Genomic DNA, 22301 nt, shown 5'->3' on the forward strand with positions numbered 1-22301 from the left:
CCCCGACACACCGAGGAGCGTGGCCGACATGGCCGGAAATCCCGACTTCGATCTGTATCAATCGCCCGAAGAGCACGACGAACTGCGCGCGGCCATTCGGGCCCTCTCGGAGAAGGAGATCGCTCCGTACGCCAAAGAGGTCGACGAGGACTCCCGCTTCCCCGAGGAAGCACTCAAAGCGCTGAACGCCTCGGGCTTCAACGCCATCCACGTTCCCGAGGAATACGACGGCCAGGGTGCCGATTCCGTCGCCGCCTGCATCGTCATCGAAGAGGTCGCCCGCGTCTGCGGCTCGTCCTCACTGATCCCCGCGGTCAACAAGCTCGGCACGATGGGGCTGATCCTCAAGGGCTCCGAGGAACTCAAGAAGCAGGTTCTGCCGTCCCTGGCCGGCGGCGCGATGGCGTCGTACGCCCTGTCCGAGCGCGAAGCGGGATCCGACGCGGCCAGCATGCGCACCCGCGCCAAGGCCGACGGTGACGACTGGATCCTCAACGGCTCCAAGTGTTGGATCACCAACGGCGGCAAGTCCGAGTGGTACACCGTGATGGCCGTGACCGATCCCGACAAGGGTGCCAACGGCATCTCGTCGTTCATCGTGCACAAGGACGACGAAGGATTCGTCGTCGGACCCAAGGAGAAGAAGCTCGGCATCAAGGGCTCACCCACCGCCGAGCTGTACTTCGAGAACTGCAAGATTCCCGGCGATCGCATCATCGGCGAGCCAGGTACCGGCTTCAAGACCGCGCTGGAAACGCTCGACCACACTCGCCCCACCATCGGCGCGCAGGCCGTCGGCCTGGCACAGGGCGCCCTCGACGCAGCCATCGCATACACCAAGGACCGCAAGCAGTTCGGTACCTCGATCTCGAGCTTCCAAGCAGTGCAGTTCATGCTCGCCGACATGGCGATGAAGGTCGAAGCGGCTCGACTGATGGTCTACAGCTCCGCAGCCCGCGCCGAGCGCGGCGAGAAGAACCTCGGGTTCATCTCCGCGGCAGCGAAGTGCTTCGCCTCGGACGTGGCCATGGAGGTCACCACCGACGCCGTGCAGCTCTTCGGCGGAGCCGGTTACACCACCGACTTCCCGGTCGAGCGCATGATGCGCGACGCCAAGATCACCCAGATCTACGAGGGCACCAACCAGATTCAGCGTGTCGTCATGTCGCGGGCGCTGCTCAAATGAGCGACATCGACCTGGTAGGCGTCATCGGTGGCGGCACCATGGGAGCCGGCATCGCCGAGATGTGCGCTCGCTCCGGCAGTTCGGTACTGATCCTGGAGACGAGCCAGGCGACGGCCGACGCCGCCGAAGCCCGTCTCGACAAGTCCTTCGCCCGCGCCGTCAAATCCGGTCGCATCGACGCCGACGCAGCCGAGAAGGCCCGGGCCGCAATCACGTTGACACTCGACATGAACGACTTCGCCGACCGCGACCTCGTGGTGGAGGCGGCACCGGAGATCGAATCGCTCAAGCTCGATCTGTTCGGCAAGCTCGATTCCATCGTCAAGCCCGAGGGAATCCTGGCGACCAACACCTCGTCGATCCCGGTCATCAAGATGGCCAACGCGACCAAGCGTCCCGACAAGGTCGTCGGAGTGCACTTCTTCAACCCGGTGCCGGTACTGCCGTTGGTCGAGATCGTCGTCAGCCTGCTCACCAGCGAAGAGACAGTGTCCGCGGTGACGGATTACGCCGGCAACACGCTGGGCAAGAAGACGATTCGCGCAGGCGATCGCGCCGGATTCATCGTCAACGCGTTGCTCATCCCGTACATGGTCTCGGCCATCCGCATGCTCGAGTCCGGCTTCGCCAGTGCCGAGGACATCGACGAGGGCATGGTCAACGGTTGTGCACACCCCATGGGCCCGTTGCGCCTGACGGACACCGTCGGCCTCGACGTCACCCTCGCGGTCGCCGAGTCGCTCTACGCGGAATTCCGCGAGCCGCACTACGCCCCGCCGCCGCTGCTGCAGCGCATGGTGGACGCCGGAATGCTGGGCCGCAAAACCGGTAAGGGTTTCTACACGTATTCGTAGTAGGCCCCCGCGTCTGCGTGAATGGTCCATTCACCCCCATCAGGGCCGGTGAATGGACCATTCACGTCTTCCGAAAGGCGCACACTGGAGTCGTTCCACGACACTGGGAGGCTTCATGAACATCGATCTCGACGGCCGGACCGCATTGATCTCCGGCTCCAGCCAAGGCATCGGTCTGGCCATTGCCACCGAATTGGCCCGCGCGGGTGCACGCGTCGTCCTCAACGGCCGCAGCGCGTCGGCGCTCGATTCGGCCGAGGAACAGTTGCTGAAGGACGTGCCCGGTGCGCGGGTGATCGTCGTGCCTGCCGATCTGGCGACGGCCGACGGGGTGGAGACGCTGGTCGAGAAGGTCCCCGTTGTCGACATTCTGGTGAACAACCTCGGCATCTTCGGAGCCAAACCCGCCCTCGACATCGACGACGACGAATGGCGACGTTATTTCGAGGTCAATGTGCTCTCGGCCATTCGACTCATCCGCACGTATCTGCCTGCAATGACCGAGGCAGGCTGGGGCCGAATTCAGAACATCTGCAGCGATTCCGCGGTCGTCATTCCCGAGGAGATGATCCATTACGGAATGACCAAGACCGCCCTGCTCGCGGTGACCCGTGGATTCGCGAAAGCTGCTGCAGGAACCGGCGTTACGGTCAATTCCGTCATCGTCGGACCCACCCACACCGAGGGTGTCGAGAAGTTCGTCGGCGAACTCGTCGGTGACGAACTGCCCTGGGACGAGGCACAGGCGCAATTCATGAAGGAACACCGGCCCCAATCGCTCATCGGACGCCTGATCGAGCCGAAGGAAATCGGCAACATGATCGTGTATCTGAGCTCGGAACAGGCTTCCGCAACCACAGGTGGCGCACTGCGCGTCGACGGCGGCTACGTCGACTCGATCCTGCCCTGAGACCGGACACGCTCCCCCTCCGAACCCTGTCCGGTCGGTCACAGTTTGTGGCCGACCGCATCGGGGCATGCGTCGATCACACGGAATCGAGCAGAGGTTCCTCACGCAGTACGTTGCACTCGAAGGACGATTCCCCAGTGAGCGATCAGTACACCTTCACCAACCCCGTCACGCAATACAGTCAGGACGGCTTCCCCGAACAGCACCAGGATCCGCCCGGTCTCGCGGCAGATCTTCGGCCCCTCGCCGACCACGGTGAGCAGACGTACCGTGGATCCGGCCGACTGACCGGCCGCAAGGCCCTGATCACCGGTGCCGATTCCGGAATCGGACGTGCAGCAGCGATTGCCGTCGCACGCGAGGGTGCCGACGTGGTGCTCAACTACCTGCCGTCGGAGGAAAAGGACGCGCAGGAAGTTGCGCAGTCGATCCGCGACGCCGGCCGAACCGCGGTCCTGGCACCGGCAGATATCACCGACGAACAGGCCGCGCGCGGAATCGTGCGCACCACCGTCGACGAGCTCGGTGGCCTCGACCTGCTGATCAACGTGGCCGGTAAGCAGCAGTTCGTCGAAGACCTGGCCGACCTGACGTCCGAGCAATTCGACCAGACGTTCAAAACCAACGTCTACGCACTGTTCTGGATCATCCAGGAAGCGGTGCCCCATATGCCCGCTGGGTCCACCATCGTCAACACCAGTTCGATCCAGGCGTACACACCCTCACCCGGTCTGGTGGATTACGCGACCACGAAGATGGCCATCAACACCATCAGCAAGGCGCTCGCGCAGCAGTTGGCACCCAAGGGAATTCGCGTCAATGTCGTTGCGCCGGGACCGTTCTGGACACCGCTGCAGGCCGCCGGCGGGCAGCCGACCTCGGCACTGCCGGACTTCGGCAAGGAAACACCGCTGGGACGCGCCGGGCAGCCCGCCGAGATCGCCGGTGCCTACGTCTACCTGTCTTCGGCCGAATCGGGCTACGTCTCCGGCGAGACATTGAACGTCAACGGTGGCATGCCGACGCCGTAGTCGACATCCGTTCTGCGTGAATGGACCATTCACACCCGTCTGGGCTCGTGAATGGTCCATTCACGCATCTGGAGAGGTCAGTCCTTCGGCCCACCGGCGGCGTAGACGACCTGACCCGAGATGAAGCCGGCGCCCTCGCTGACGAAGAACGATGCCAGATGCGCGATGTCGTCGGGGTGACCGACGCGATTGACCGGAATCTGTGACGCCGCAGCAGCTTTGAAGTCCTCGAAAGGCATGCCGACACGTTCTGCGGTGGCCGCCGTCATCTCCGTCTCGATGAACCCGGGGGCGATGGCGTTGGCGGTGACACCGAACTTGCCGAGTTCGATGGCGAGGGTCTTGGTGAAGCCCTGCATTCCGGCCTTGGCGGCGGAGTAATTGGCCTGGCCGCGGTTGCCGAGGGCGGACGTGCTCGACAGGTTGACGATGCGACCCCATTTGGCGTCGATCATGTGCTTCTGGACCGCGCGGGTCATCAGGAACGATCCACGCAGGTGTACGCCGAGAACGGAATCCCAGTCCTGCACCGTCATCTTGAACAGCAGGTTGTCGCGGGTGATGCCTGCGTTGTTGATCAGTACGGTCGGCGCACCGAACTCGCTCGCGATGCGATCGACCGCAGTCTGGACCGATTCTTCGTCGGCGACGTTCGCACCGATGGCCACTGCCTGCCCACCGGCAGCCTGGATCGCGCCGACGGTGTCGCTGCACGCGGCCTCGTCGAGGTCCACCACGGCGACTCCGAAACCATCCTTGGCCAGCCGCTTCGCCACCGCAGCGCCGATTCCACGCGCACTACCGGTGACTACGGCCGTCTTGATCTGATCACTCACGAATATCTCCTGACGAACGCCGAATCGAATTACCTGTCATCTGTTTCTACCAACCCCGCCGGCGCAGTCAGTACGCAGCCACCGCACCGTCGAGCGCCTTCTGCATTCCTTGCGCCACCACCCGCGTGATGTCGATCGGCTTCTCGGGCAGTTCGGTGATAGGTGAATCGATGTAGACGCTCGCCCGCTTCACTCTCGGCGCACCGGGGCCGTAGCTCAGACCGATGCAGATCAGCACCGGCTCGACTCCGAGCTTGCGCGCCCGCATCGCGATGTGTCCGATACCGCTGCCGACGTGCTGCACCGTCGTCGGATCCTCGAGGTTGCAGGTCCCCTCGGGGAACACTGCGAGGTCGTCGCCCCGCTTCATGCGCTCGGCGCTGACATCCATCATGCGGCTGCCCGCAGCGCTGACCGCGCGCATTCCGTGATTCTTGCCGCGGAAGACAGGGATTCCACCCATCATGTCGATTCGCTTGCGCTGCTTGGGTTCCTGGAACAGCTCGTCCTTGGCCAGTACCCGAGTGCGGCCGATGACCGGACGCAGCGGCGACGACCATGCCGCCGCTGCGAGCGTGTACGGATCGTTCTCGGTCAGATGATTGACCGCGATGAGCAGACGCGTGTTGTCGTAGACGAGACGACGCAGCTCCTCACGGGCACCGTCGGGATACGACACCCGCGGGCGGAAGCGTCGGGCAAGGGTGGCATAGGCCAACCTCGCGACCTGACGATTCTGCTGGTGACGCAGGTAGAAGTCGTACACGGTCACATCGTTTTCGAGAATTACCGCAGGCCGATCCATGACGCGAGCTTAGCCTCACACCTGCTTCGAGCCCATAGCCCGGATCCCGACGGCAAGTCCGACCACCGCAGTGGCCGCGGCCGCGACGACACCTGCCGGCACCGTCGAACTCGCGAAGTCGCCGGCGAACAGAGCACGTTCGGCGTCCACGAGATATCCGAGAGGGTTGATGTCGACCAGGAACTGCATCCACCCCGGTGCGGCCGTCAGCGGCAGCATCGTGCCCGACAGTATGAGCAGTGGGAACATCAGTGTCTGCTGGATGGACCAGAACACCCAATCCTGTCCGCGCACAGCCAGAGCCAATGCATAGGACAGAGCGCCGAGTCCGACGCCGAACACACCGAGCAGCACGATTCCGACGGCGGCACCGATCGGATTCACGGACAGGCCGAGCGGCAATGCCACCAGAACGATCAGCACGGCCTGAGCGGCCAGCGGCACCATTTCCTTGAACGCGCGCCCGACCAGCAGCGCCGATCGCGGCAACGGTGTCACCAACATTCGTTCGTGAGACCCCTGCTGCAATTCGGCCAACAGATTCGAGCCCGTCATGGACGTTCCGAAGATGGTGATCATCGCAAGCACACCGGGAACGAACCAGTCCCACACACTTCCGGCCCCGAGACCGGGAACATCGGTGAGCAGCGGGCCGAACAATGCCAGGAGAATCAGCGGTTGGACGAGACTGAAGATGACGGTGAACGGATCGCGAACCATCGGCCGCAGTTCGCGGCCCATCACCAACGTGCTTCCGGAGAGTACGTTCATCGGAGTTCTCCTGCCGTGCCGGCGCTTTCGAGTGAAGGCGTGGCCGCCGCAGCGCTCTCGCGAAGGCTGCGCCCGGTGAGACCGAGGAACACGTCGTCGAGGGTCGGCCGCGTCATGTCGGCGGTCATTACTTCGATACCGTGGGATTGACTCAGACGCACTATCTGCGGCAGAACCACCTCGGCGCGCTCGACTCGGATATTCAACCGCGAACCCGCAACCGTCACGTCTCTGACTCCGGCCACACCGCCGATCAACGCAGCCAGCGCCGACGCGTCGGACACGGTGAGGACCACCAGATCGCCTGCCAGTTCGGACTTGAGCGCCGTGGCGGTGTCATCGGCGATGACGGTGCCGCGGTCGACGACGATCACCCGCTCGGCCATGGAATCGGCCTCGTCGAGATAGTGCGTGGTGAGTACGATGGTGGTACCCATCTCGCGTCTGAGCCGGAGAATGTGGTCCCACAGGTTCGCTCGGCTCTGCGGATCCATTCCGGTGGTCGGCTCGTCGAGGAACAACAGGGGCGGTCGATGCACCAGCCCCAGCGCGATGTCGAGCCGGCGACGCTGCCCGCCGGAAAGGGTCGAGACCGTACGGGCAGCGAGCTCGCCGAGCTCGAGCGCCTCGATCAATTCGTCTGCGCGACTGCGTGATCGGGGACGTGACATGCCGTAGCACAGGCCCTGCACGACGAGCTCGTCGCGGACGCGTTGATTGTGGCCCGCGCCGTTGCCCTGCCCCACGTAGCCGAGGCTGCGCCGGACGCGATCTCGATCCTTCGTCACGTCGAATCCGGCGATTCGCGCCGAGCCCGAAGTCGGTGACAACAGGGTGGTCAGCATGCGCAGCGTGGTCGACTTGCCGGCCCCGTTGGGTCCGAGCAGCGCCACCAGTTCTCCCTCACCGATCGCCAGATCGATGCCGCGCACCGCCTCCACGGTCTTCTTGCCTTGCCGGAAAGTCTTGGTCAGTCCCGATGTTTCGATCATGTGTGACGCCCCTCGTCGTAGCGGTGAATCCCTACGACGGAGACGCTAGAAACGATCGCGGTCAGGTTCGGTCCGTGTTGCCGGGCCGACGAGAAATCAACCGAATACGGGAAACTTTCGCTTGCTGGCGAGGGCGTCCATCCCGGACTGGATGCTCGCACGTACCTCGTCGTACTTGGCGTCGACGTACGCCTCGTCCTCGCACCGAGCCGGATCGTGGTCCAGTTCCACCGGCGGCATGAAACGCGTACGAATCTTCGCGGGCAACGGAATCTGCGGCAACGCGGCGGGCGCGATGATCCACGGAAGAGAGATCGCGATCGGGAACACCTTCAACCGTGCGATCTTGTCCAGCTTGAGCACCTTCGCCAGCTTGTCACCGCGGATCAGCACCGGCATCGCGTCGGCCCCACCCACGGTCGCCACCGGCACGATGGGTACACCCGTCCGGATGGCGAGCTTGATGAAGCCGGTTCGGCCGCCCAGCGTCGCCTCGTCTCGCTTGCTCCAGGGCCGCAACGAATCGACCTCACCACCCGGCCACACGATGACGTCCCGGCCCTCGGCCAACGCCGTCGACATCGAGTCCGGTGCCGCGGGCAGCACGCCCATGGATCGAAAGACTTTGCCGATCAACGGGAACGCCATCAGTGCATCGTGCGCAGTGCCGTGCAGAATCCGCTTCTCGCCGAAGTGTCGCCACCATTGCGCGCCGACCGTCCACGCGTCCCACACGAACGGCGCACCCGAGTGCACCCCCACGACCAGCACCGGCGGCTCGGGGATGGTCTCCCAACCGTCGATCTCCATTCGGAAGTACCGATCCATCACCCCGTTCCACAGCCGCTGCTGACGGTCCATCGCGACGGTGTTCTGGTCGTCGAGGTCCCAGCCGCCTGCACGTTCGGCAACAACGGCTCCGAGACCACCGGACGAGTTCGCCCGTCGCTCCTTCATCTTCATCCGCGCAGCGGCGGCGTACCGCTGCGCTTGCTCGCGCAACTGCTCCTTCGTCGGCTCCCCCGTCGAATCTCCGGCGCCGTCCCCACCCGTTACGTGATCCCCATCACTCATACTCGCACCGTACTCCACAGCACCCGAGTCGACCGACGACCGGAGCTCGTAACCCCACGCGGCTTGCAGACTGTCCGATATGGTCGAAATTCGAGCCGAACGAACGAGGTAACCCCCATGGATCCGATCGAACCGGCATACGGAACGACTGTCTTGCTGCTGATCGCAGCCGCAGCTGTAGCAATCTTGCTGTTCCTCATCATGAAGGTGAAGCTGCACGCCTTCGTCTCACTCGTCCTGGTCAGCGCGGTCACCGCTGTCGCGGCGGGAATTCCGCTGGCGGACGTGCCGTCGGCCCTGCTCTCGGGCTTCAGTTCCACACTCGGATCTGTTGCCCTACTCGTCGCCTTGGGTGTGATGGTCGGCAGACTGCTCGAAATCACCGGTGGCGCACAGGTATTGGCGGATACCCTGATCAACCGATTCGGGGCCAAGCGCGCACCGCTCGCCCTCGGTGTCGCCGCACTGATCTTCGGCTTCCCCATCTTCTTCGACGCCGGCCTGGTCGTCTTCCTGCCGATCATCTTCACCGTCGCCAGACGGTTCGGCGGATCCGTGCTGCTGTACGCCCTCCCGACGGCAGGCGCTTTCGCCGCGATGCACGCCATCGTTCCCCCACACCCCGGTCCCGTCGCAGCCACCGAACTTCTCGGCGGCGACATCGGATCGGTGCTGCTGGTCGGCGTCCCCGTCGCCGTCGTCTCCTGGTTCGTCGGCTCCTACCTCGTCGGCACGCAGCTCGGCAAGCGGTTCCACACCCTGCCCGCCGACCTCTTCTCCGACGGCGCAGCCGACACCGAGGAACACGACAAGGAAATGGCCGGCCTCCGAGACCCCGCGCCGAAGTTCGGTGCGGTGCTGTTCATCCTGCTGACGCCGCTCGTGCTGATCTCGCTCAACACGGTCGTGAACACGTTGACCACCTCGGGTGTGCTGACCGGGGACGAGACCTGGGCGGCGGCGCTGACGCTCATCGGTCAGACCCCGATAGCGCTGCTCATCACCCTGCTGCTGGCCCTGTTCATCCTCGCGCCGGGACGCTTCCCCGTAGCCGACGGTGCCAAGTACATGGACCAGGCTCTCGGACCCATCTGCTCGATCATCCTGATCACCGGTGCCGGCGGCATGTTCGGTGGAGTACTGCGCGCCAGTGGCATCGGGCAATCCCTCACCGCCTCGTTGTCCGACATCGGGTTGCCGATTCTGCTGCAGGCCTTCCTGATCGCCACCGCACTACGCGTCGCGCAGGGTTCGGCGACCGTGGCATTGACCACCACAGCCGGGCTGATCTCGGTGCAGGTGGCCGAGCTGGATCTGAGCAACTTCAAGATCGCACTGTTGGTGTTCGCACTGGCCGCCGGAGCGACCGTCCTCTCTCACGTCAACGATTCCGGCTTCTGGCTCGTCAGCCGCTTCTTCGGCATGGACGAGAAGACGACCCTCAAGACCTGGACCGTCATGGAAACCACGCTCGGATTGGCGATCTTCGCACTCGCGTCGCTGCTGTGGGTGGTGTTCTAGCGGGGCGAGACGTGACCCGATGATCGACACTCGGCTCACTCATCGGTGGCGCACTCCGTCACTGTCGATCGCGCTTGGGTTGCCAACGAGCTGCGCGCTCGCCGATCGATGCGAGCCGAGCAGTCTCGTGCACTCGAGCGGCACGGGTCTCCGGCCGCTTGGCTGTGGCGATCCACTCCAGAATGCCGCGACGCGCGGACGGAGGGAATCGGTTCCAATTGTTCTCCGCGTCAACGTATTCGGAGAATGCAGCCGCAAGGTCGTCGGGAACGATCAGATCCTCGACTTCGTCGAGTACGGTCCACGATCCGTTGGCCACGGCAGCCTCGACGGCGCGCTCCCCCGCCGGGAGCATCAGACCTGCTTCACGGAGGGCTTCGACGCGAATCTTGTTCGGACGGGACCACGCGCTCGCGGGTTTCCGGGGCGAGAAATACAACATGGTTCGCTGGTCGTCGAGCTTGCGGGGTCGACTGTCGACCCACCCCACCGCAAGGGCTTCCGACACGGCGTCGTCGTAGCTGATCGCCGGCTTTCCGGTGGCCTTCTTCCACGACACCAGCCACGCAGATTGCACCGTCGCGTGATGTTCGGTCAGCCATGTCCGCCACTGCGCACGTGTCTCGGCATGCACTCTCGGTGCGTCGTCCATGACGGCCATGCGTACCCCTTCCCTCACTGTCTTGAAGGTCCGTCATCGGCTCGAAGACTTTGCACTCGATTATGCTGCGATCGTGGGCGACATTCCCTTCGGTGTCGTGTCGACGGCGCGAGGCATCGGTGAGTGACCGCATCCGGTTCGACGGAGTGCTCGAGCCGATGACGTGGGGTAAGAACACGTACACCATCATTCGTGTACCGACTCGTTTGGTCGAGGCGGCGGAACGGTGGCCGACTCGCCGGATCGACGGTTCGATCGAGGGCTCGAGTCTCAATCTCGGTCTCAACAAGGCAGATTCGAATGTGATGCCCGGGTCCTTCGTCTACATCGGTGTAGGTCTTCAACGCCGGTTGGGCATTCGCCCCGGTGATCTGGTCTCGTGCGAGTTCGAGCCGGCCGACCCCGATCTGGTGCCGGTTCCGAAGGACGTCGCGGAAGCGATGGAGGCGGCACACTGCACATCCGCGTGGGAGCGGAAGCGGCCGAGCGAGCGACGTCAGTTGTTGATGCCGATCGACAACGCGGCGCGCGAGCAGACCCGAGCGGCCCGAGTCGCGTGACTTGTGAAGCTGCTGACCGACAGTTCGTAGACGGGTCCCAGCTGTGGATTAGGGTCCACCGCAGTCGTTACAGCAGGCGGATGGTCGAGCACGTGCGACCGCCGTTTCGTGCCGATTGCGGACCCTGACCGTCGTACACAGGTGCGGAGGACGCGCAAGCAAATGCCCGTGCTGTTCAGTTCACTCGTCGGCCTCGAGCACGCATCCCCCTGGCGGAAGCTCGAGGACGATGACGTCGTGTCCCTCTCCGGTGACGATTGCTGTGAAGACCGTTTCCGCTCCATCCATCCACACCCACCAATTCATGTTCGCACCCCGCAGGCGCGGCACCTGACGATAGACCGCTCGGGCGTCCTCGACCACGGCACTCGGGTGCAGCCTCCGAGCGGTATCGATGACGGTGCGGCGCACGTAGTCCAGATCGATCAGATCGTCGTCGCCCGACAGCTGGGATGGCCGAAAATCGATGAGCGGGAATGGTACTCGAACGACGGGAAGAGTAGTGGCGTAGGCCATCGACCCCTCCGAGAACGCGGGGTCGCCCCATTCGAGCACGCCGTCCACGAACGAGGGCGTCACGTCGTCGTAGATCGCCGATCCCGTCTCGACGCTGCGGTGCAACGCTGCAATGAATTCGGCCAACGAGTCGAACCATGGCGCACCCTGGTCAGCGGAGTCGTATGAGAAGCTGCGAATACAACCTCGCCGGGCACCCGGGCGTGTGTCGATGTAAAGTGTTCCGCCCGAACCGTCTTCGGCGAACGGAACATACGCCGGGACGAACATCTCCGCCGTCTCACCTGCCTCCTGGGCAAGGACTTCGGCCGGCCAGTCCTCACCCAGATCGTCGATCGGATGCGGATTTTCGAGACTGAACCTGTGCCGATCCACCGCTCGGTCGAGCGAGTACAGAGTGAAGTCCGGCAATACGGATCCGGCCGGCACATACTCCTCGCCGTAGGTTTCGTGCTGCCCGTCGTGCAACCCGTAGAACTCGCGCAACTCCTCCGTCCACGGCGTCGTCGCGCGTTCAGCGGCCTCGCGCTCACTCACAGACCTTGGCGGCCGAATCGACGCAGCGGTGATCGGCGCGCGTTCACGAAGCGTCGCCATGTACGCCGTCCATATGTCGGTGAGGTTCACGACTCGAACCTAGACGAGCATCACTGCACCGGCATCAGAATTCGCCACGCGCCCAATGCCAATGAGCCGACGGTGACGAGCAGGAACAGCCCGACCCACACGATGCCGGGCAGGAAGGTCAGTCGGGCCAGCTGATCGGCGTCGGAGTCCCGAGCCCGTCCTGCGCTGCGCGATTTCTGCAGTTCGAGCACGGGACGCGGACCGGCGATCAGCAGGAAGAACGTGATGAAGTACGCCGCGGCGACCTGTTGCTCTCCGGTGCCCCACCAGGACACGACGAACAGGGCGGCCCCGACGGTGACCAGGGAGAGCAATCCGTAGATGTTGCGAATCATCAACAGCATCAACGCGATCGAGACGATACCGATCCACAGCACCGCGGACGCATGCTGAGTCCCGAGCACGAACGCGGCACCGAGACCGAGTAGCGACGGCCCCACGTAGCCCGCGAAGGTCATGGCGATGACGCCGAGCCCGGTGGGCTTGCCCTTCGAGATCGCGACGCCCGAGGTGTCCGAATGCAAGCGCAGGCCCATCAGCTGACGACCGGTGATCAGTGCGACGAACAGGTGCGCACCCTCGTGCGCGATGGTCACCACGTTGCGCGCGATCCGCCACGTCTGCGGCAACACGACGATGACGAGTGCAATCACAGCAGCAACTTGGACGATCCATACCGGCGGATCAGGACTCACCGCGGAGATGCGGTCCCAGAATTCGTTCACACCCAAGTATGCGGCTTCGCCGCAGTGACATGGTTATGTGCCGCTGAGGGCACATAACCGCACCACTGCCGCAGGCACTACGACGCGCGCGACTCGGCCTTCGCACGTTCGCGGGCGAAGGAGCGATCACGCATCTCCTCGAACTTGGTGGCCTGACGCTCGAGGTCTTCGAGGAACGCGGCGAGTTCCTCGCGCTTGTTCTCGCCGCGGCCGGTGAAGTCATTGCGCTCGAACACGCTCCACTTGCGCAGGACCGGCCAGACGACGTCCTCGAGGTGCTGACGCAGGTCGTAGATGCCGTGCTTTGCCATCAACACACCGTTGCGGCGGAAGTTCGGCATACCGGCACCGGGCATGACGAAGTTCATCACGATGTCCGAGACCGCCTGCAACGTCTGATCGGGCGAGATGTCCATCGCCGCGCCGGTGATGTTGCGGTAGAAGATCATGTGCAGGTTCTCGTCGGCGGCGATGCGCTGGAGCATGCGGTCGGCGATCGGATCGTCGCAGACCTTGCCGGTGTTGCGATGCGAGACGCGGGTGGCCAGCTCCTGGAACGTCACGTAGGCGACGGAGTGCAGCAGACCCACCCCTGCACCGGCAGGCGACGCATATCCGTTGGTCATGTGGATCATGCGGGCTTCTTCGAGGGCGACGGGATCGACGCCGCGGGTGACGACGAGGTAGTCGCGCATGACGATGCCGTGCCGGTTCTCCTCGGCGGTCCACCGGCCGACCCAGGTGCCCCAGGCACCGTCCTGGGAGAAGTTCTCGGCAATCTCCCGGTGGTAGGACGGCAGGTTGTCCTCGGTGAGGAGGTTGGTGATCATCGCGGCCTGTGCGACGTCGGAGAGCTTGGACTGCTCCGGGTCGTAGTCCTGGCCGCCGAGTGCGGCGAAGTTGCGACCTTCGTCCCACGGCACGTAATCGTGAGGGTGCCACTCCCGAGCCATGGACAGGTGACGGTTCACATTGTCCTCGGCAGTGGGCACCAGCTCTTGCAGAAGCTCGAGCTGTGTCAGATCCCTGGCCATCGACATGCCTCCTCGCGTTGACGTCGGCTCGCCAGCCTAGGGCGATCGATGCGTCGTGCGGGGTGCCTTGCCCGGATTCTGTTAGAGGTCGCAATCACCGGCGAGGCCGAGTGGTGCGATTTCACAGCTCACCGAGTGGCGAGATTCGATACGGGGGTTGCGAGAGTCGGTGAACGGAACACCCAGCCACGAAGAGCGAGGAATCGGGCAGCTCCGAAGATGCCACTCACGGCGACCACGACCAGAACCTGTACGTACGTCGGTGCCGCCGGGAACAGGATGTGCATTGCGGCCAGTGAGGCGGTGCTCAGACCGAGCCCGATCAGGGCCAGTCCTCCGGCTTCCCACTGAGTCTGGAACCAACCGACTCGACCGGTCGCATGGAAGGTGTGACGGCGGTGCAGTTCGTTGGCCAGGACGGTACTTGCGGCCACACCCGCGAGGTTGGCGGTGAACGATCCGAGGGAAGCGAGCGCGACGAACAACAGGGCGTACACACCGTTGCTCGACACCCCGACGATCACGAACCGCGTGAACTGAGCGAGCACCGACTCCCCGAGCATCCGCGACCTGATGCGGGGCGCACAGCCCGACGAACCGGACGCAGCTGGAGCTTTCAGGGAAATGCTCACGAGGACTCCAGTTGTAGAACCGGAAGCGTCGGTCGGCGCTTCGACTCGATACAACTCCGCGCACCGACGAATCGGTCTCGGGCGTGACGGAAGTCTCAGGCTTTCGTGGAACTTTCTTCCCGGGCGCGCTTCTTGCGGTCCAGGTCGATGTTGAGGCTGTCGGGCTTGATCGATGCGACGAACAACACCGCAACGAGCACGACCACTACGACGATGGTGACGACGACCACCGCGATGCCGAAAATTGCCAAAATACCGTTCATGTCCTGCCTCCCGTGTCAGGCAATACGGTACTTGTCGTAGACGGGCCGGTCGACGTCGCCCCTCGTGCGTCGCAGTTCAACTCACCAGGCGCGCTACGGCCCGCATCGGCAACGACAGCCAGGTGGGCCGATTGCGCGCCTCGTACAGAACTTCGTACACGGCCTTGTCCAGTTCGTATGCACGCAACAGGTCGGCCTCCTCACGGGGATCGTGCCCGGCCACCGAGGCGTATCCGTCGAAGAACGCCGAGATGCTCCGCGCCGCCCACTGCTCGGCCCGCTCACGCGCCGACTCGTCCTCGGGGCGGTCGACCAGCAGGTGATTGGCGGCGTAGTCGAACGAGCGCAGCATTCCTGCGACGTCACGCAGCGCGCTGTCCATCTGCCTACGCTCGGCCAGGGTCTTGGCCGGCTCACCCTCGAAATCGATGAGCAGCCACCGTTCGGGAGTGCCCAGCACCTGACCCAGATGCAGGTCGCCGTGGATGCGCTGCACCGTGGTGCTGTTCGACGCCTCCGCCCGCGAGATCAGCGCGGTCGCCGCCGGGATGTACTGCGCGATCTCCGGCACCACCCGTGCCACTCCCGAGATGCGGGCGAGGATCTCCTCGACGGCAGTGGATTCAACCGTCCGCTCGGCGGTGCCCAACTTCGATGCCAAATCATGGTGTACCTGCGCCACAGCTGCTCCGATTCGATGCGCGTCCGAGGCGAAATCGGCCGGCAGTTCTTCGATCGGTGTCTGCGGGGAATCGAACACCTCCTGCACGCTGGCCAGCGCCGCAGTCCAGCCTTCGGCGGAGTTCGCGGCGAAATCCTGGGCCATGCCGAGCGTCGTGGGTTCACCGCCGACTTCGGCTTCGAGCCAGCCGCGAAGCGGCGCGACGTTGACGCTCCCCGCCGCCGCCAACGCGCGATGCAGTTCCACATCGGGGCTGATTCCCGGCGGCACCTGACGAAACAGCTTGAGCAACAGCAGATCACCGAGAATCACCGAGGTGTTGGACTGCTCTGCCCCCAGAACCCGACCGCGCAGACCGCTCGGCACACTCGAACCGTCGACGATCTTGAATTCGATGCTGCCAGTGGCTTTCCCGGCGGCAAGCGCATCGCCGTACAGGGCGATGATCTCGGGGTCGCGTAAACCGTCGAACACGGCCACCTCGCCTGCCACGGGCAGGGTCCACGGTCGGAGATCGTCGGTCAGCTCGGTGCGGAACCCCAATGGCACCTGGTAGGTCTGCGTCACGGCGGTGCCGTCCTGCGTCAGCTGCACCTCCACCAGCAGATGCTCGGCCGCGAAATGCGGCTCGTCCAGGAGCACGTCGCGCGCGACGATGCGCACCGCTCCGACCGTCGAACCCTTTGCGCCGAACCACCGTTGACCTGGCAACCACGCCGCCAGAGCATCCTCGAGCTGGGGTTCGATCGTGCGTGCCACACTCGAGCTGGAACCGACCATGAGAATCTCTCGCCGCCTTCGGGGGAGTTTGCGGAGCTTGTGACCGTACTCAGCGAAACCTACCCACTCCCGGCGACGCTCACACACCGACCGCAAAGACACCCGAACGTTATGCAGGTCGTACGCCGGTGCACGGACATACTCGTAGAGTGGTCACATGTCCGCTCCACTGACCGCCCACATCGACGTACACCGTGCCGGTGATCGATCGAAAACCCGTGTGTCCTGGCTGGACTCGAAACATTCGTTCTCCTTCGGCCAGCACTACGACCCCGACAACACCCATCACGGACTGTTGCTGGTCAACAACGACGACATCGTCACCGCCGGTCAGGGTTTCGAGACACATCCGCATCGCGACATGGAGATCGTCACGTGGGTGATGCAGGGTTCACTGGTGCATCAGGATTCCATCGGACACTCCGGAATCATCCATCCCGGCCTCGCGCAACGAATGACCGCGGGCAAGGGCATCATGCACTCCGAGAAGAACGACTCCTGGAGCATCGACGGCAACAGGCACACCGAACCCGTTCGCTTCGTGCAGATGTGGGTGCTCCCGGACAGCCCCGGTGCCACACCCGGATACGAACAGCTCGAGATCGGCGACGAACTACTGCGCGGCGGGTTGGTCACCGTCGCGTCGGGAATGCACAAGCACCGTGATCGGGCAGCGATCACCATCGGCCAGAAGTCGGCTGCACTGCACGCGGCAAGGTTGTTGCCCGGAGCCTCCGTGACCGTGCCCGACGCCCCGTTCGTGCACCTGTTCGTCGCGCGCGGCACCGTCACGCTCGAGGGGGTGGGCGAGCTCTGGGAGGGTGATGCAGTCCGCATGAGTTCCACTGGCGGACAACGTGTTACCGCGACCGAATCGGCCGAGGTACTCATCTGGGAGATGCATTCGCGGCTCGGCGGGTGACTCACCCGTTCGATGACAAGTTGATCACGGGAGCACGTGGCTCCTGTGTGCACCGGGCCCACCCACATACACTCCGAGCGTTCACGATCGCCGATATCGGAGGTACTCAACGTGTCGAATCAGAATCCGCCGCCCGGAAACTATCCCCCGCCCGGAAACTACCCTTCACCCGGTGAGTACCCCCAGCAGGGCGGCTACCAACAACAGCCACCGGCACCGAAGAACACCGTCGGCACGGTGGCTCTGGTCCTGGCGATTCTGGGTGTGTTGTTCTCCTGGACCATCGTCGGCGGCATTCTTCTCGGCCTGATCGCCATCGTTCTCGGCTTCGTCGGACGTTCCAGGTACAAGAAGCGCACCGCCACCAACGGCACCGTGTCACTCATCGCGATCGTTCTGGGTTTCGTGGCCGCAGCGCTGTCGATCGTTCTCGTCGTCGTCGGGGTCGGCCTGTTCAACGCAGTCGGTGGACAGGACTTCACCGACTGCCTCAGCAACGCAGGCAGCGATACTGCCGCACAACAGCAATGTGCCGACGAATTCCAGCAGAACGTCGAGAACCAGTACGACGACTCCACACCGAACTGAGCCGCCGCGTCAGGCACTCAGGTCTCGGTGCCTGACGGAGACCGATCACGTCGAGGCGTCGAGCCCGCCACGACCACCTGATTGCCGCCCTGCTGCTTGGCTTCGTACATCGCCGCGTCGGCTCGCCGCAACAGCAGCGTGGTGAGTTCCACGATGTCGAAATCGATGTCCTCGGAAATCGGATACGTGCAGTGCGCGACGCCGATGCTCACCGTCAGGGGTGCGGGGTCCTCCGCGGAATGCGCGGCGCAGCGATACTTCTCGGCCAGTGCGAGGGCCTGGTTCTCGGCCGATTTGGTCACCACGGCGAACTCTTCACCGCCCACCCGCGCAACCAGCACACCGTCCGTCGTCAACCGACGTGCGACGAGTTGCAGGGCCGCGTCCCCCTGGTGGTGACCGAATCTGTCGTTGATCGACTTGAATCGGTCCACGTCGACGACCATCACCGACACATCGTTCGCCCCCAGGAAATACACCGGTAGTGCCTCGTCGAGCCCGCGCCGGTTGCGCACTTGAGTGAGCGGATCGAAGTTGGCCGCCTGCGCCTGTACCTGCAGTTTGAGAAGCAGGTACTGGAAGAACGTGGGGCCCATGAACGTGATGGGCAACAGCACCACCAGTTGCGCGACGGCCAATCCGGGATCGGTGTCGGGTGAGAGCAGGATCAGCACGAAGAAGAGCGTCACGGCCGTCCCGGCCCACAGCAAGTGCAGCGCCATGACTTTCGGACTGTGGAAGAGCTGGACGTACACGCTGTTGGCTGCGAGCATCGCGAGGGCCAGGAAGGTGGTCTGGGGCGATCCGTAGGACAACAGAACCAGCGTCACTCCGACGTCCGAGTACACGGCGAACAACAGAGACACCCGCTTCGATGGCCAGGGAGCTTTCAGCCAGGCGACACCGACCGCGAGCGTCGACACGATCGCAACCACGATGATCGACCGGCCGACAGGCGAGGTCGGCGGGGAATCGGTGAGCAACAACAGTGCGGCAGCGGCGAGTCCGTACGAGAACGTACTCAAGGATGCGGCAAGGCGATAAGGAGCGAGCGCACCGTGCAGCCCGAGGTAGCTCACCACCGACTCGTAGCTGTGCGGCTGGTTCCACCATGTGCGCAGGAATGTCGAGTGCACGTAACCTCCATGCGCGTTCGGCTCAGAGATCACGGACCCGACAGGACGCCACCATGTCGGACCGGGCCGGACAAATCGGCCACACCCGATGCTATCGGACGCACATCACCCTCGGATGCCTCTTTGTCGGAACGCTGTGAAACCTCCCATACCGACGACGATGGCGATCACGACGAGCCATCCGATCGGCGCGAATTCGACTGCCGCTCCCGGCAATCGCGGAACATGAGTGAAGGGCGAGAGATCGAGCCACGGCTGAGGCAGGCCCACGACCGACCCGACCTGGCCGACGGCGACGAAGCCGCCCAGAACGGCCCACAGGACGGTCGCGAATCGGGGGACAGCGCCGAACAGGGCAAGGCCGATGGCCGTCACCACCCATACGGCCGGGAGCTGACCCAGTGCGCCGCCGACGACGGACGGCAGTTCACCCGAGACATCGCCGGTCGCCGACCCGTACGTCAGCCCGATGGTGAGGCCGACGACCAGCAGCAGCCACGCCGGGCCGAGAACGGCCAGGAGTAGGTGCCCTGCCAGCCAGCGGATCCGCGAGACGCCGGTGGCGAGAACGATCTCGGCCAGACCTGCCTCTTCCTCGGCGTGGAGCCGCAGCAGGGCCGACACCGAGTAAGCCGCCACCATGATGCCGACGATGCTCAGCACGGCCGCAACGAACGATTGTTCGAGTGTGGTGCCGCCGAATTTTCCGAGCGCGTCGCCGATAGCAGTACTGCTGCCGAGCTGGTCGTCGATCCCGTCCGTGGACGCTCCGACGACAGTGCCGAACAGGGCGAGCCCGACGGTCCAGACGACGATGGTTCCGCGAGAGAGTCGCCAGGCGAGAGCGACGGGACCGGACAGTGACGGAGCGGCGGCCACCCGCCCGCGGCGCTCGGCCCGCAGCCCACTGCCGAGATCGCGTCGACTCGCTGCCACGAATGCCGTGGCACAGAATGCGGCTGCCGCCGCCGGCGACAGCAACAGCGGCCACCACCTCTCGTCGGCGAACGGCCGCACCTGCGCCGACCACCCGATCGGCGAGAACCACGACAGGGTTCCCGAGCCGATGTCGCCGACAGCTCTGAGAACGAACGCTGCGGCCAGCACGCCGAGGGCGTAACCGCGAGCCACCCGAGCTCCCGACGCCACCTGCGCCGATACTGCCGCACAGCCGACGAAGACGATCCCCACCACGGCGACCGACGCCCCGTACGCGACGCTCCCGGCCACCGGCAGGCCGAACGCCCACAGCGAGAGAGACGACAACATTCCCGTCGTCGCCACCGCGCCGCCCGCCAACGCGATCGCCGCGGCCAACCCGGCGTAGCGACCCACCGCCGTCGATCCGATCAGCTCGGTTCGACCCGCATCCTCCTCACCTCGGGTGTGACGAACCACAGTGAGGATCGCCGCCAGCGGAACCAGCGCCAGCACCAACCCCGAACGCCAGGACACCAGAGCTCCCAGGTCACTACCGAAGATCGGGCCGACGAGCGCTGCCTGCGCGGGCGCCGACAGAGTCCCGAGGTAGAACGCCTGACGATCCGCCGCCGTCGGATACAGGCCCTCGAAGCTGACCGCGTACAGCAGCGGCAACGCCCCGAGCAGAACGATCCACACCGGTGCCACCAGACGATCGCGACGCAGATACAACCGCAGCAACGCGCCGGTTCCTGTCAGAGCCTTCATGCGTAGTACCTCAGGAACAGTTCTTCGAGTGTCGGAGCGGAGCTGACCAGGCTGCGGACTCCGGCGTCGGCCAGCACGTGCATCGTCGCCGCAAGGGCCTCGTTCTCCACCGTGCAGGTGACCGAGGATCCCGCGACTCGGACGTCGGACACCCCCGCGAGCGTGGTCAAACCGTCGGGCATGCGCTCGAGATCGGCGGTGACCGTCGTACGAGACAGGTGTCGCATCGACGCCAGAGTTCCGGTATCGACCGTCCGCCCGTCCTTGACGATCGTCACCGAACTGCACAGTGCATCCACCTCGGACAGGATGTGCGAGGACAACAGCACCGTGACTCCGCGTCGGGCAGCATCTTTCACACAGTCGCCGAAGTGCTGCTCCATCAGCGGATCGAGTCCCGAGGTGGGTTCGTCGAGGACGAGCAACTCCACGTTCGACGCCAGAGCCGAGATCAGCGCCACCTTCTGGCGATTGCCCTTGGAGTAGGTGCGGGTGCGCTTGCCCGGGTCGAGGGAGAACCTCTCGATCAGCTCGGCGCGGCGAGCAGAGTCGATGCCTCCTCGCATTCGGCCGAGCAGGTCGATCACCTCACCGCCGGTCAGCGACGGCCACAGCGTCACGTCACCCGGCACGTAGGCCAGGCGTCGATGCAGCGCTACGGTGTCGGTCCAGGGGTCGCTGCCGAGCAGCCGCACGTCGCCTTTCGTCGCGCGGATCAGACCCAGCAGGATGCGGATCGTCGTGGATTTGCCGGCTCCGTTGGGACCGAGGAAGCCGTGCACCTCACCGGTCGGTACGTGCAGCGACAGTCCGTCGAGCGCCCGAACCGAACCGAATTTCTTCACCAGGTCGTCCACTGCGATTGCGTCGGTCATTCTTTCGCCTCCAGATACGTGTCCAAAGCTCGGGAGTCGGTGAACAGTCCGTCGGTGTAGAGCTCGAGCGCGGGCAACATGACCTCGTGGCCGAGGGCGCTCAGTGCCTCGCGGAAATCGACGTCGGGGCCGGCCATCTGCACGTACAGCAGTAGTCCGCCGACGTTCTGTCGCGTCAGGAATCGGGCGCGTGCCGCGGGGTCTCGACTGGGGGTGAATCGGCCGTCGCGGACTCCTTCGTCGATGTAGCGGACGGCGTCGTCGACCATGTGCTCGAACAACTCTCGCGCCAGCGCACCGCCCGAGGAGAAGCTCCGCACCATGTAGGCGACCAGCGGCGCGTACTCGTCGATCCGAGCGAGCTGTTCCATCATGCCTGCGGGCGCAGCCGAGGCGGTCTTCGATTCGCGGATCACTCGCAGAACGTGCTCGTCGCACGCTGCGCGCAGCCCGTCCTTGGACCCGAAGTGGTGATTGAGCAGCCCGGGAGAGACTCCTGCCGCGGTGGCGATGGACCGCACGCCTGCGGTGAAGCCCTGTGAGCCGAAGACGCCGATCGCGGTGTCGCGGATTCGTGCCCTGGTGGTGAGATCCTCCGATACTGAACGCATGTACAGCACATTAAACACCC

Annotated in this window: 24 protein-coding genes; 8 read left to right on the top strand and 16 right to left on the bottom strand. The window is 64.5% G+C overall.

From position 1 onward, the window contains the following. The first annotated feature begins 28 nt into the window (after window positions 1-28). From NY08_RS15750 to NY08_RS15765, 4 genes are all read left to right on the top strand, one after another. Window positions 29-1186 (top strand): acyl-CoA dehydrogenase, encoded by a 1158-nt coding sequence (locus NY08_RS15750; protein WP_032396722.1) that lies wholly within the window; start codon window positions 29-31, stop codon window positions 1184-1186. Window positions 1187-1191: 5 nt separating this feature from the next. Further along, entirely contained in the window at window positions 1192-2040 is an 849-nt protein-coding gene (locus NY08_RS15755) for a 3-hydroxybutyryl-CoA dehydrogenase (protein WP_327205219.1), read from the top strand. A gap of 115 nt (window positions 2041-2155) precedes the next feature. After that, the gene (locus NY08_RS15760; protein ID WP_045197389.1) at window positions 2156-2950 is read left to right on the top strand and encodes an SDR family NAD(P)-dependent oxidoreductase; all 795 of its coding nucleotides are present in this window, start codon (window positions 2156-2158) and stop codon (window positions 2948-2950) included. A 137-nt stretch (window positions 2951-3087) separates the two neighbouring features. Next, a complete protein-coding gene (locus NY08_RS15765; RefSeq protein WP_032397268.1) occupies window positions 3088-3981 on the top strand; it encodes a glucose 1-dehydrogenase in 894 nt (297 codons plus the stop codon). A 77-nt stretch (window positions 3982-4058) separates the two neighbouring features. Here NY08_RS15765 and fabG read toward each other — a convergent pair whose 3' ends face one another. From fabG to NY08_RS15790, 5 genes are all read right to left on the bottom strand, one after another. Beyond that, complete coding sequence (gene fabG / locus NY08_RS15770; RefSeq protein ID WP_045197391.1) at window positions 4059-4817, bottom strand: 3-oxoacyl-ACP reductase FabG; 759 nt, start codon at window positions 4815-4817, stop codon at window positions 4059-4061. 67 nt (window positions 4818-4884) lie between these two features. Beyond that, window positions 4885-5622, bottom strand: coding sequence for a lysophospholipid acyltransferase family protein (locus tag NY08_RS15775; RefSeq protein ID WP_032396726.1), 738 nt, complete (start codon window positions 5620-5622; stop codon window positions 4885-4887). 15 nt (window positions 5623-5637) lie between these two features. Next, complete coding sequence (locus NY08_RS15780) at window positions 5638-6393, bottom strand: ABC transporter permease (protein WP_045197393.1); 756 nt, start codon at window positions 6391-6393, stop codon at window positions 5638-5640. After that, window positions 6390-7385, bottom strand: coding sequence for an ATP-binding cassette domain-containing protein (locus NY08_RS15785; RefSeq protein WP_045197395.1), 996 nt, complete (start codon window positions 7383-7385; stop codon window positions 6390-6392). The genes NY08_RS15780 and NY08_RS15785 overlap by 4 nt, the downstream gene beginning before the upstream one ends. A gap of 96 nt (window positions 7386-7481) precedes the next feature. Further along, complete coding sequence (locus NY08_RS15790) at window positions 7482-8342, bottom strand: lysophospholipid acyltransferase family protein (protein ID WP_235387253.1); 861 nt, start codon at window positions 8340-8342, stop codon at window positions 7482-7484. Between the two features lie 234 nt (window positions 8343-8576). Here NY08_RS15790 and NY08_RS15795 point away from each other — a divergent pair, with 234 nt between their 5' ends. Continuing rightward, window positions 8577-9980, top strand: coding sequence for a GntP family permease (locus NY08_RS15795; protein WP_045197398.1), 1404 nt, complete (start codon window positions 8577-8579; stop codon window positions 9978-9980). A 58-nt stretch (window positions 9981-10038) separates the two neighbouring features. On the opposite strand, the gene NY08_RS15800 is transcribed toward NY08_RS15795, so the two are convergent. Next, window positions 10039-10641 carry a YdeI/OmpD-associated family protein gene (locus tag NY08_RS15800; protein WP_045197400.1) on the bottom strand — a complete coding sequence of 201 codons (603 nt, stop codon included), beginning with the start codon at window positions 10639-10641 and terminating at the stop codon, window positions 10039-10041. Window positions 10642-10760: 119 nt separating this feature from the next. Here NY08_RS15800 and NY08_RS15805 point away from each other — a divergent pair, with 119 nt between their 5' ends. Continuing rightward, window positions 10761-11201, top strand: coding sequence for a YdeI/OmpD-associated family protein (locus NY08_RS15805; RefSeq protein ID WP_045197402.1), 441 nt, complete (start codon window positions 10761-10763; stop codon window positions 11199-11201). Window positions 11202-11381: 180 nt separating this feature from the next. Here the strand turns inward: NY08_RS15805 and NY08_RS15810 are convergent, their stop codons facing one another. The 6 genes from NY08_RS15810 to NY08_RS15830 form a co-directional block, all read right to left on the bottom strand. Further along, window positions 11382-12344 carry an SMI1/KNR4 family protein gene (locus NY08_RS15810; RefSeq protein ID WP_082073836.1) on the bottom strand — a complete coding sequence of 321 codons (963 nt, stop codon included), beginning with the start codon at window positions 12342-12344 and terminating at the stop codon, window positions 11382-11384. A gap of 20 nt (window positions 12345-12364) precedes the next feature. Further along, the gene (locus NY08_RS15815) at window positions 12365-13069 is read right to left on the bottom strand and encodes a M50 family metallopeptidase (RefSeq protein WP_032396733.1); all 705 of its coding nucleotides are present in this window, start codon (window positions 13067-13069) and stop codon (window positions 12365-12367) included. Between the two features lie 77 nt (window positions 13070-13146). After that, the gene (locus NY08_RS15820; protein WP_045200570.1) at window positions 13147-14103 is read right to left on the bottom strand and encodes an acyl-ACP desaturase; all 957 of its coding nucleotides are present in this window, start codon (window positions 14101-14103) and stop codon (window positions 13147-13149) included. A gap of 128 nt (window positions 14104-14231) precedes the next feature. Continuing rightward, complete coding sequence (locus NY08_RS15825) at window positions 14232-14666, bottom strand: GtrA family protein (RefSeq protein ID WP_143546551.1); 435 nt, start codon at window positions 14664-14666, stop codon at window positions 14232-14234. Between the two features lie 164 nt (window positions 14667-14830). Further along, window positions 14831-14998, bottom strand: coding sequence for a hypothetical protein (locus NY08_RS26285; RefSeq protein WP_176459207.1), 168 nt, complete (start codon window positions 14996-14998; stop codon window positions 14831-14833). Between the two features lie 76 nt (window positions 14999-15074). Then, a complete protein-coding gene (locus tag NY08_RS15830) occupies window positions 15075-16460 on the bottom strand; it encodes a maltokinase N-terminal cap-like domain-containing protein (protein WP_045197406.1) in 1386 nt (461 codons plus the stop codon). A 157-nt stretch (window positions 16461-16617) separates the two neighbouring features. Between NY08_RS15830 and NY08_RS15835 the strand changes: the two genes are divergently transcribed. Both NY08_RS15835 and NY08_RS15840 read left to right on the top strand, forming a co-directional pair. After that, the gene (locus NY08_RS15835; RefSeq protein ID WP_032396735.1) at window positions 16618-17382 is read left to right on the top strand and encodes a pirin family protein; all 765 of its coding nucleotides are present in this window, start codon (window positions 16618-16620) and stop codon (window positions 17380-17382) included. A gap of 111 nt (window positions 17383-17493) precedes the next feature. Beyond that, on the top strand, window positions 17494-17970 hold the full coding sequence (locus NY08_RS15840; protein ID WP_230596931.1) for a DUF4190 domain-containing protein: 477 nt from the start codon (window positions 17494-17496) through the stop codon (window positions 17968-17970). Between the two features lie 17 nt (window positions 17971-17987). Here NY08_RS15840 and NY08_RS15845 read toward each other — a convergent pair whose 3' ends face one another. The 4 genes from NY08_RS15845 to NY08_RS15860 form a co-directional block, all read right to left on the bottom strand. Then, window positions 17988-19106, bottom strand: a complete 1119-nt coding sequence (locus NY08_RS15845; RefSeq protein WP_045197408.1) for a GGDEF domain-containing protein — start codon at window positions 19104-19106, stop codon at window positions 17988-17990. Window positions 19107-19211: 105 nt separating this feature from the next. After that, window positions 19212-20795, bottom strand: a complete 1584-nt coding sequence (locus tag NY08_RS15850; RefSeq protein ID WP_045197410.1) for an ABC transporter permease — start codon at window positions 20793-20795, stop codon at window positions 19212-19214. Beyond that, window positions 20792-21670, bottom strand: coding sequence for an ABC transporter ATP-binding protein (locus NY08_RS15855; protein WP_045197412.1), 879 nt, complete (start codon window positions 21668-21670; stop codon window positions 20792-20794). The genes NY08_RS15850 and NY08_RS15855 overlap by 4 nt, the downstream gene beginning before the upstream one ends. Then, window positions 21667-22281 (bottom strand): TetR/AcrR family transcriptional regulator, encoded by a 615-nt coding sequence (locus tag NY08_RS15860; protein ID WP_045200573.1) that lies wholly within the window; start codon window positions 22279-22281, stop codon window positions 21667-21669. Before NY08_RS15860 ends, NY08_RS15855 begins: the two co-directional genes overlap by 4 nt. Window positions 22282-22301 lie beyond the last annotated feature (20 nt).

The sequence above is a fragment of the Rhodococcus sp. B7740 genome (assembly GCF_000954115.1).
In the GTDB taxonomy this organism is placed as follows: Bacteria; Actinomycetota; Actinomycetes; order Mycobacteriales; family Mycobacteriaceae; genus Rhodococcoides.

Bases quoted from the DNA above. Each gene is read 5' to 3' on its own strand.
- NY08_RS15750 (WP_032396722.1), top strand. From the start codon at position 29: ATGGCCGGAAATCCCGACTTCGATCTGTATCAATCGCCCGAAGAGCAC.
- NY08_RS15760 (WP_045197389.1), top strand. From the start codon at position 2,156: ATGAACATCGATCTCGACGGCCGGACCGCATTGATCTCCGGCTCCAGC.
- NY08_RS15775 (WP_032396726.1), bottom strand. From the start codon at position 5,622: ATGGATCGGCCTGCGGTAATTCTCGAAAACGATGTGACCGTGTACGAC.
- NY08_RS15780 (WP_045197393.1), bottom strand. From the start codon at position 6,393: ATGAACGTACTCTCCGGAAGCACGTTGGTGATGGGCCGCGAACTGCGG.
- NY08_RS15785 (WP_045197395.1), bottom strand. From the start codon at position 7,385: ATGATCGAAACATCGGGACTGACCAAGACTTTCCGGCAAGGCAAGAAG.
- NY08_RS15790 (WP_235387253.1), bottom strand. From the start codon at position 8,342: ATGAAGGAGCGACGGGCGAACTCGTCCGGTGGTCTCGGAGCCGTTGTT.
- NY08_RS15795 (WP_045197398.1), top strand. From the start codon at position 8,577: ATGGATCCGATCGAACCGGCATACGGAACGACTGTCTTGCTGCTGATC.
- NY08_RS15800 (WP_045197400.1), bottom strand. From the start codon at position 10,641: ATGGCCGTCATGGACGACGCACCGAGAGTGCATGCCGAGACACGTGCG.
- NY08_RS15820 (WP_045200570.1), bottom strand. From the start codon at position 14,103: ATGGCCAGGGATCTGACACAGCTCGAGCTTCTGCAAGAGCTGGTGCCC.
- NY08_RS15825 (WP_143546551.1), bottom strand. From the start codon at position 14,666: ATGCTCGGGGAGTCGGTGCTCGCTCAGTTCACGCGGTTCGTGATCGTC.
- NY08_RS26285 (WP_176459207.1), bottom strand. From the start codon at position 14,998: ATGAACGGTATTTTGGCAATTTTCGGCATCGCGGTGGTCGTCGTCACC.
- NY08_RS15830 (WP_045197406.1), bottom strand. From the start codon at position 16,460: ATGGTCGGTTCCAGCTCGAGTGTGGCACGCACGATCGAACCCCAGCTC.
- NY08_RS15835 (WP_032396735.1), top strand. From the start codon at position 16,618: ATGTCCGCTCCACTGACCGCCCACATCGACGTACACCGTGCCGGTGAT.
- NY08_RS15850 (WP_045197410.1), bottom strand. From the start codon at position 20,795: ATGAAGGCTCTGACAGGAACCGGCGCGTTGCTGCGGTTGTATCTGCGT.
- NY08_RS15855 (WP_045197412.1), bottom strand. From the start codon at position 21,670: ATGACCGACGCAATCGCAGTGGACGACCTGGTGAAGAAATTCGGTTCG.
- NY08_RS15860 (WP_045200573.1), bottom strand. From the start codon at position 22,281: ATGCGTTCAGTATCGGAGGATCTCACCACCAGGGCACGAATCCGCGAC.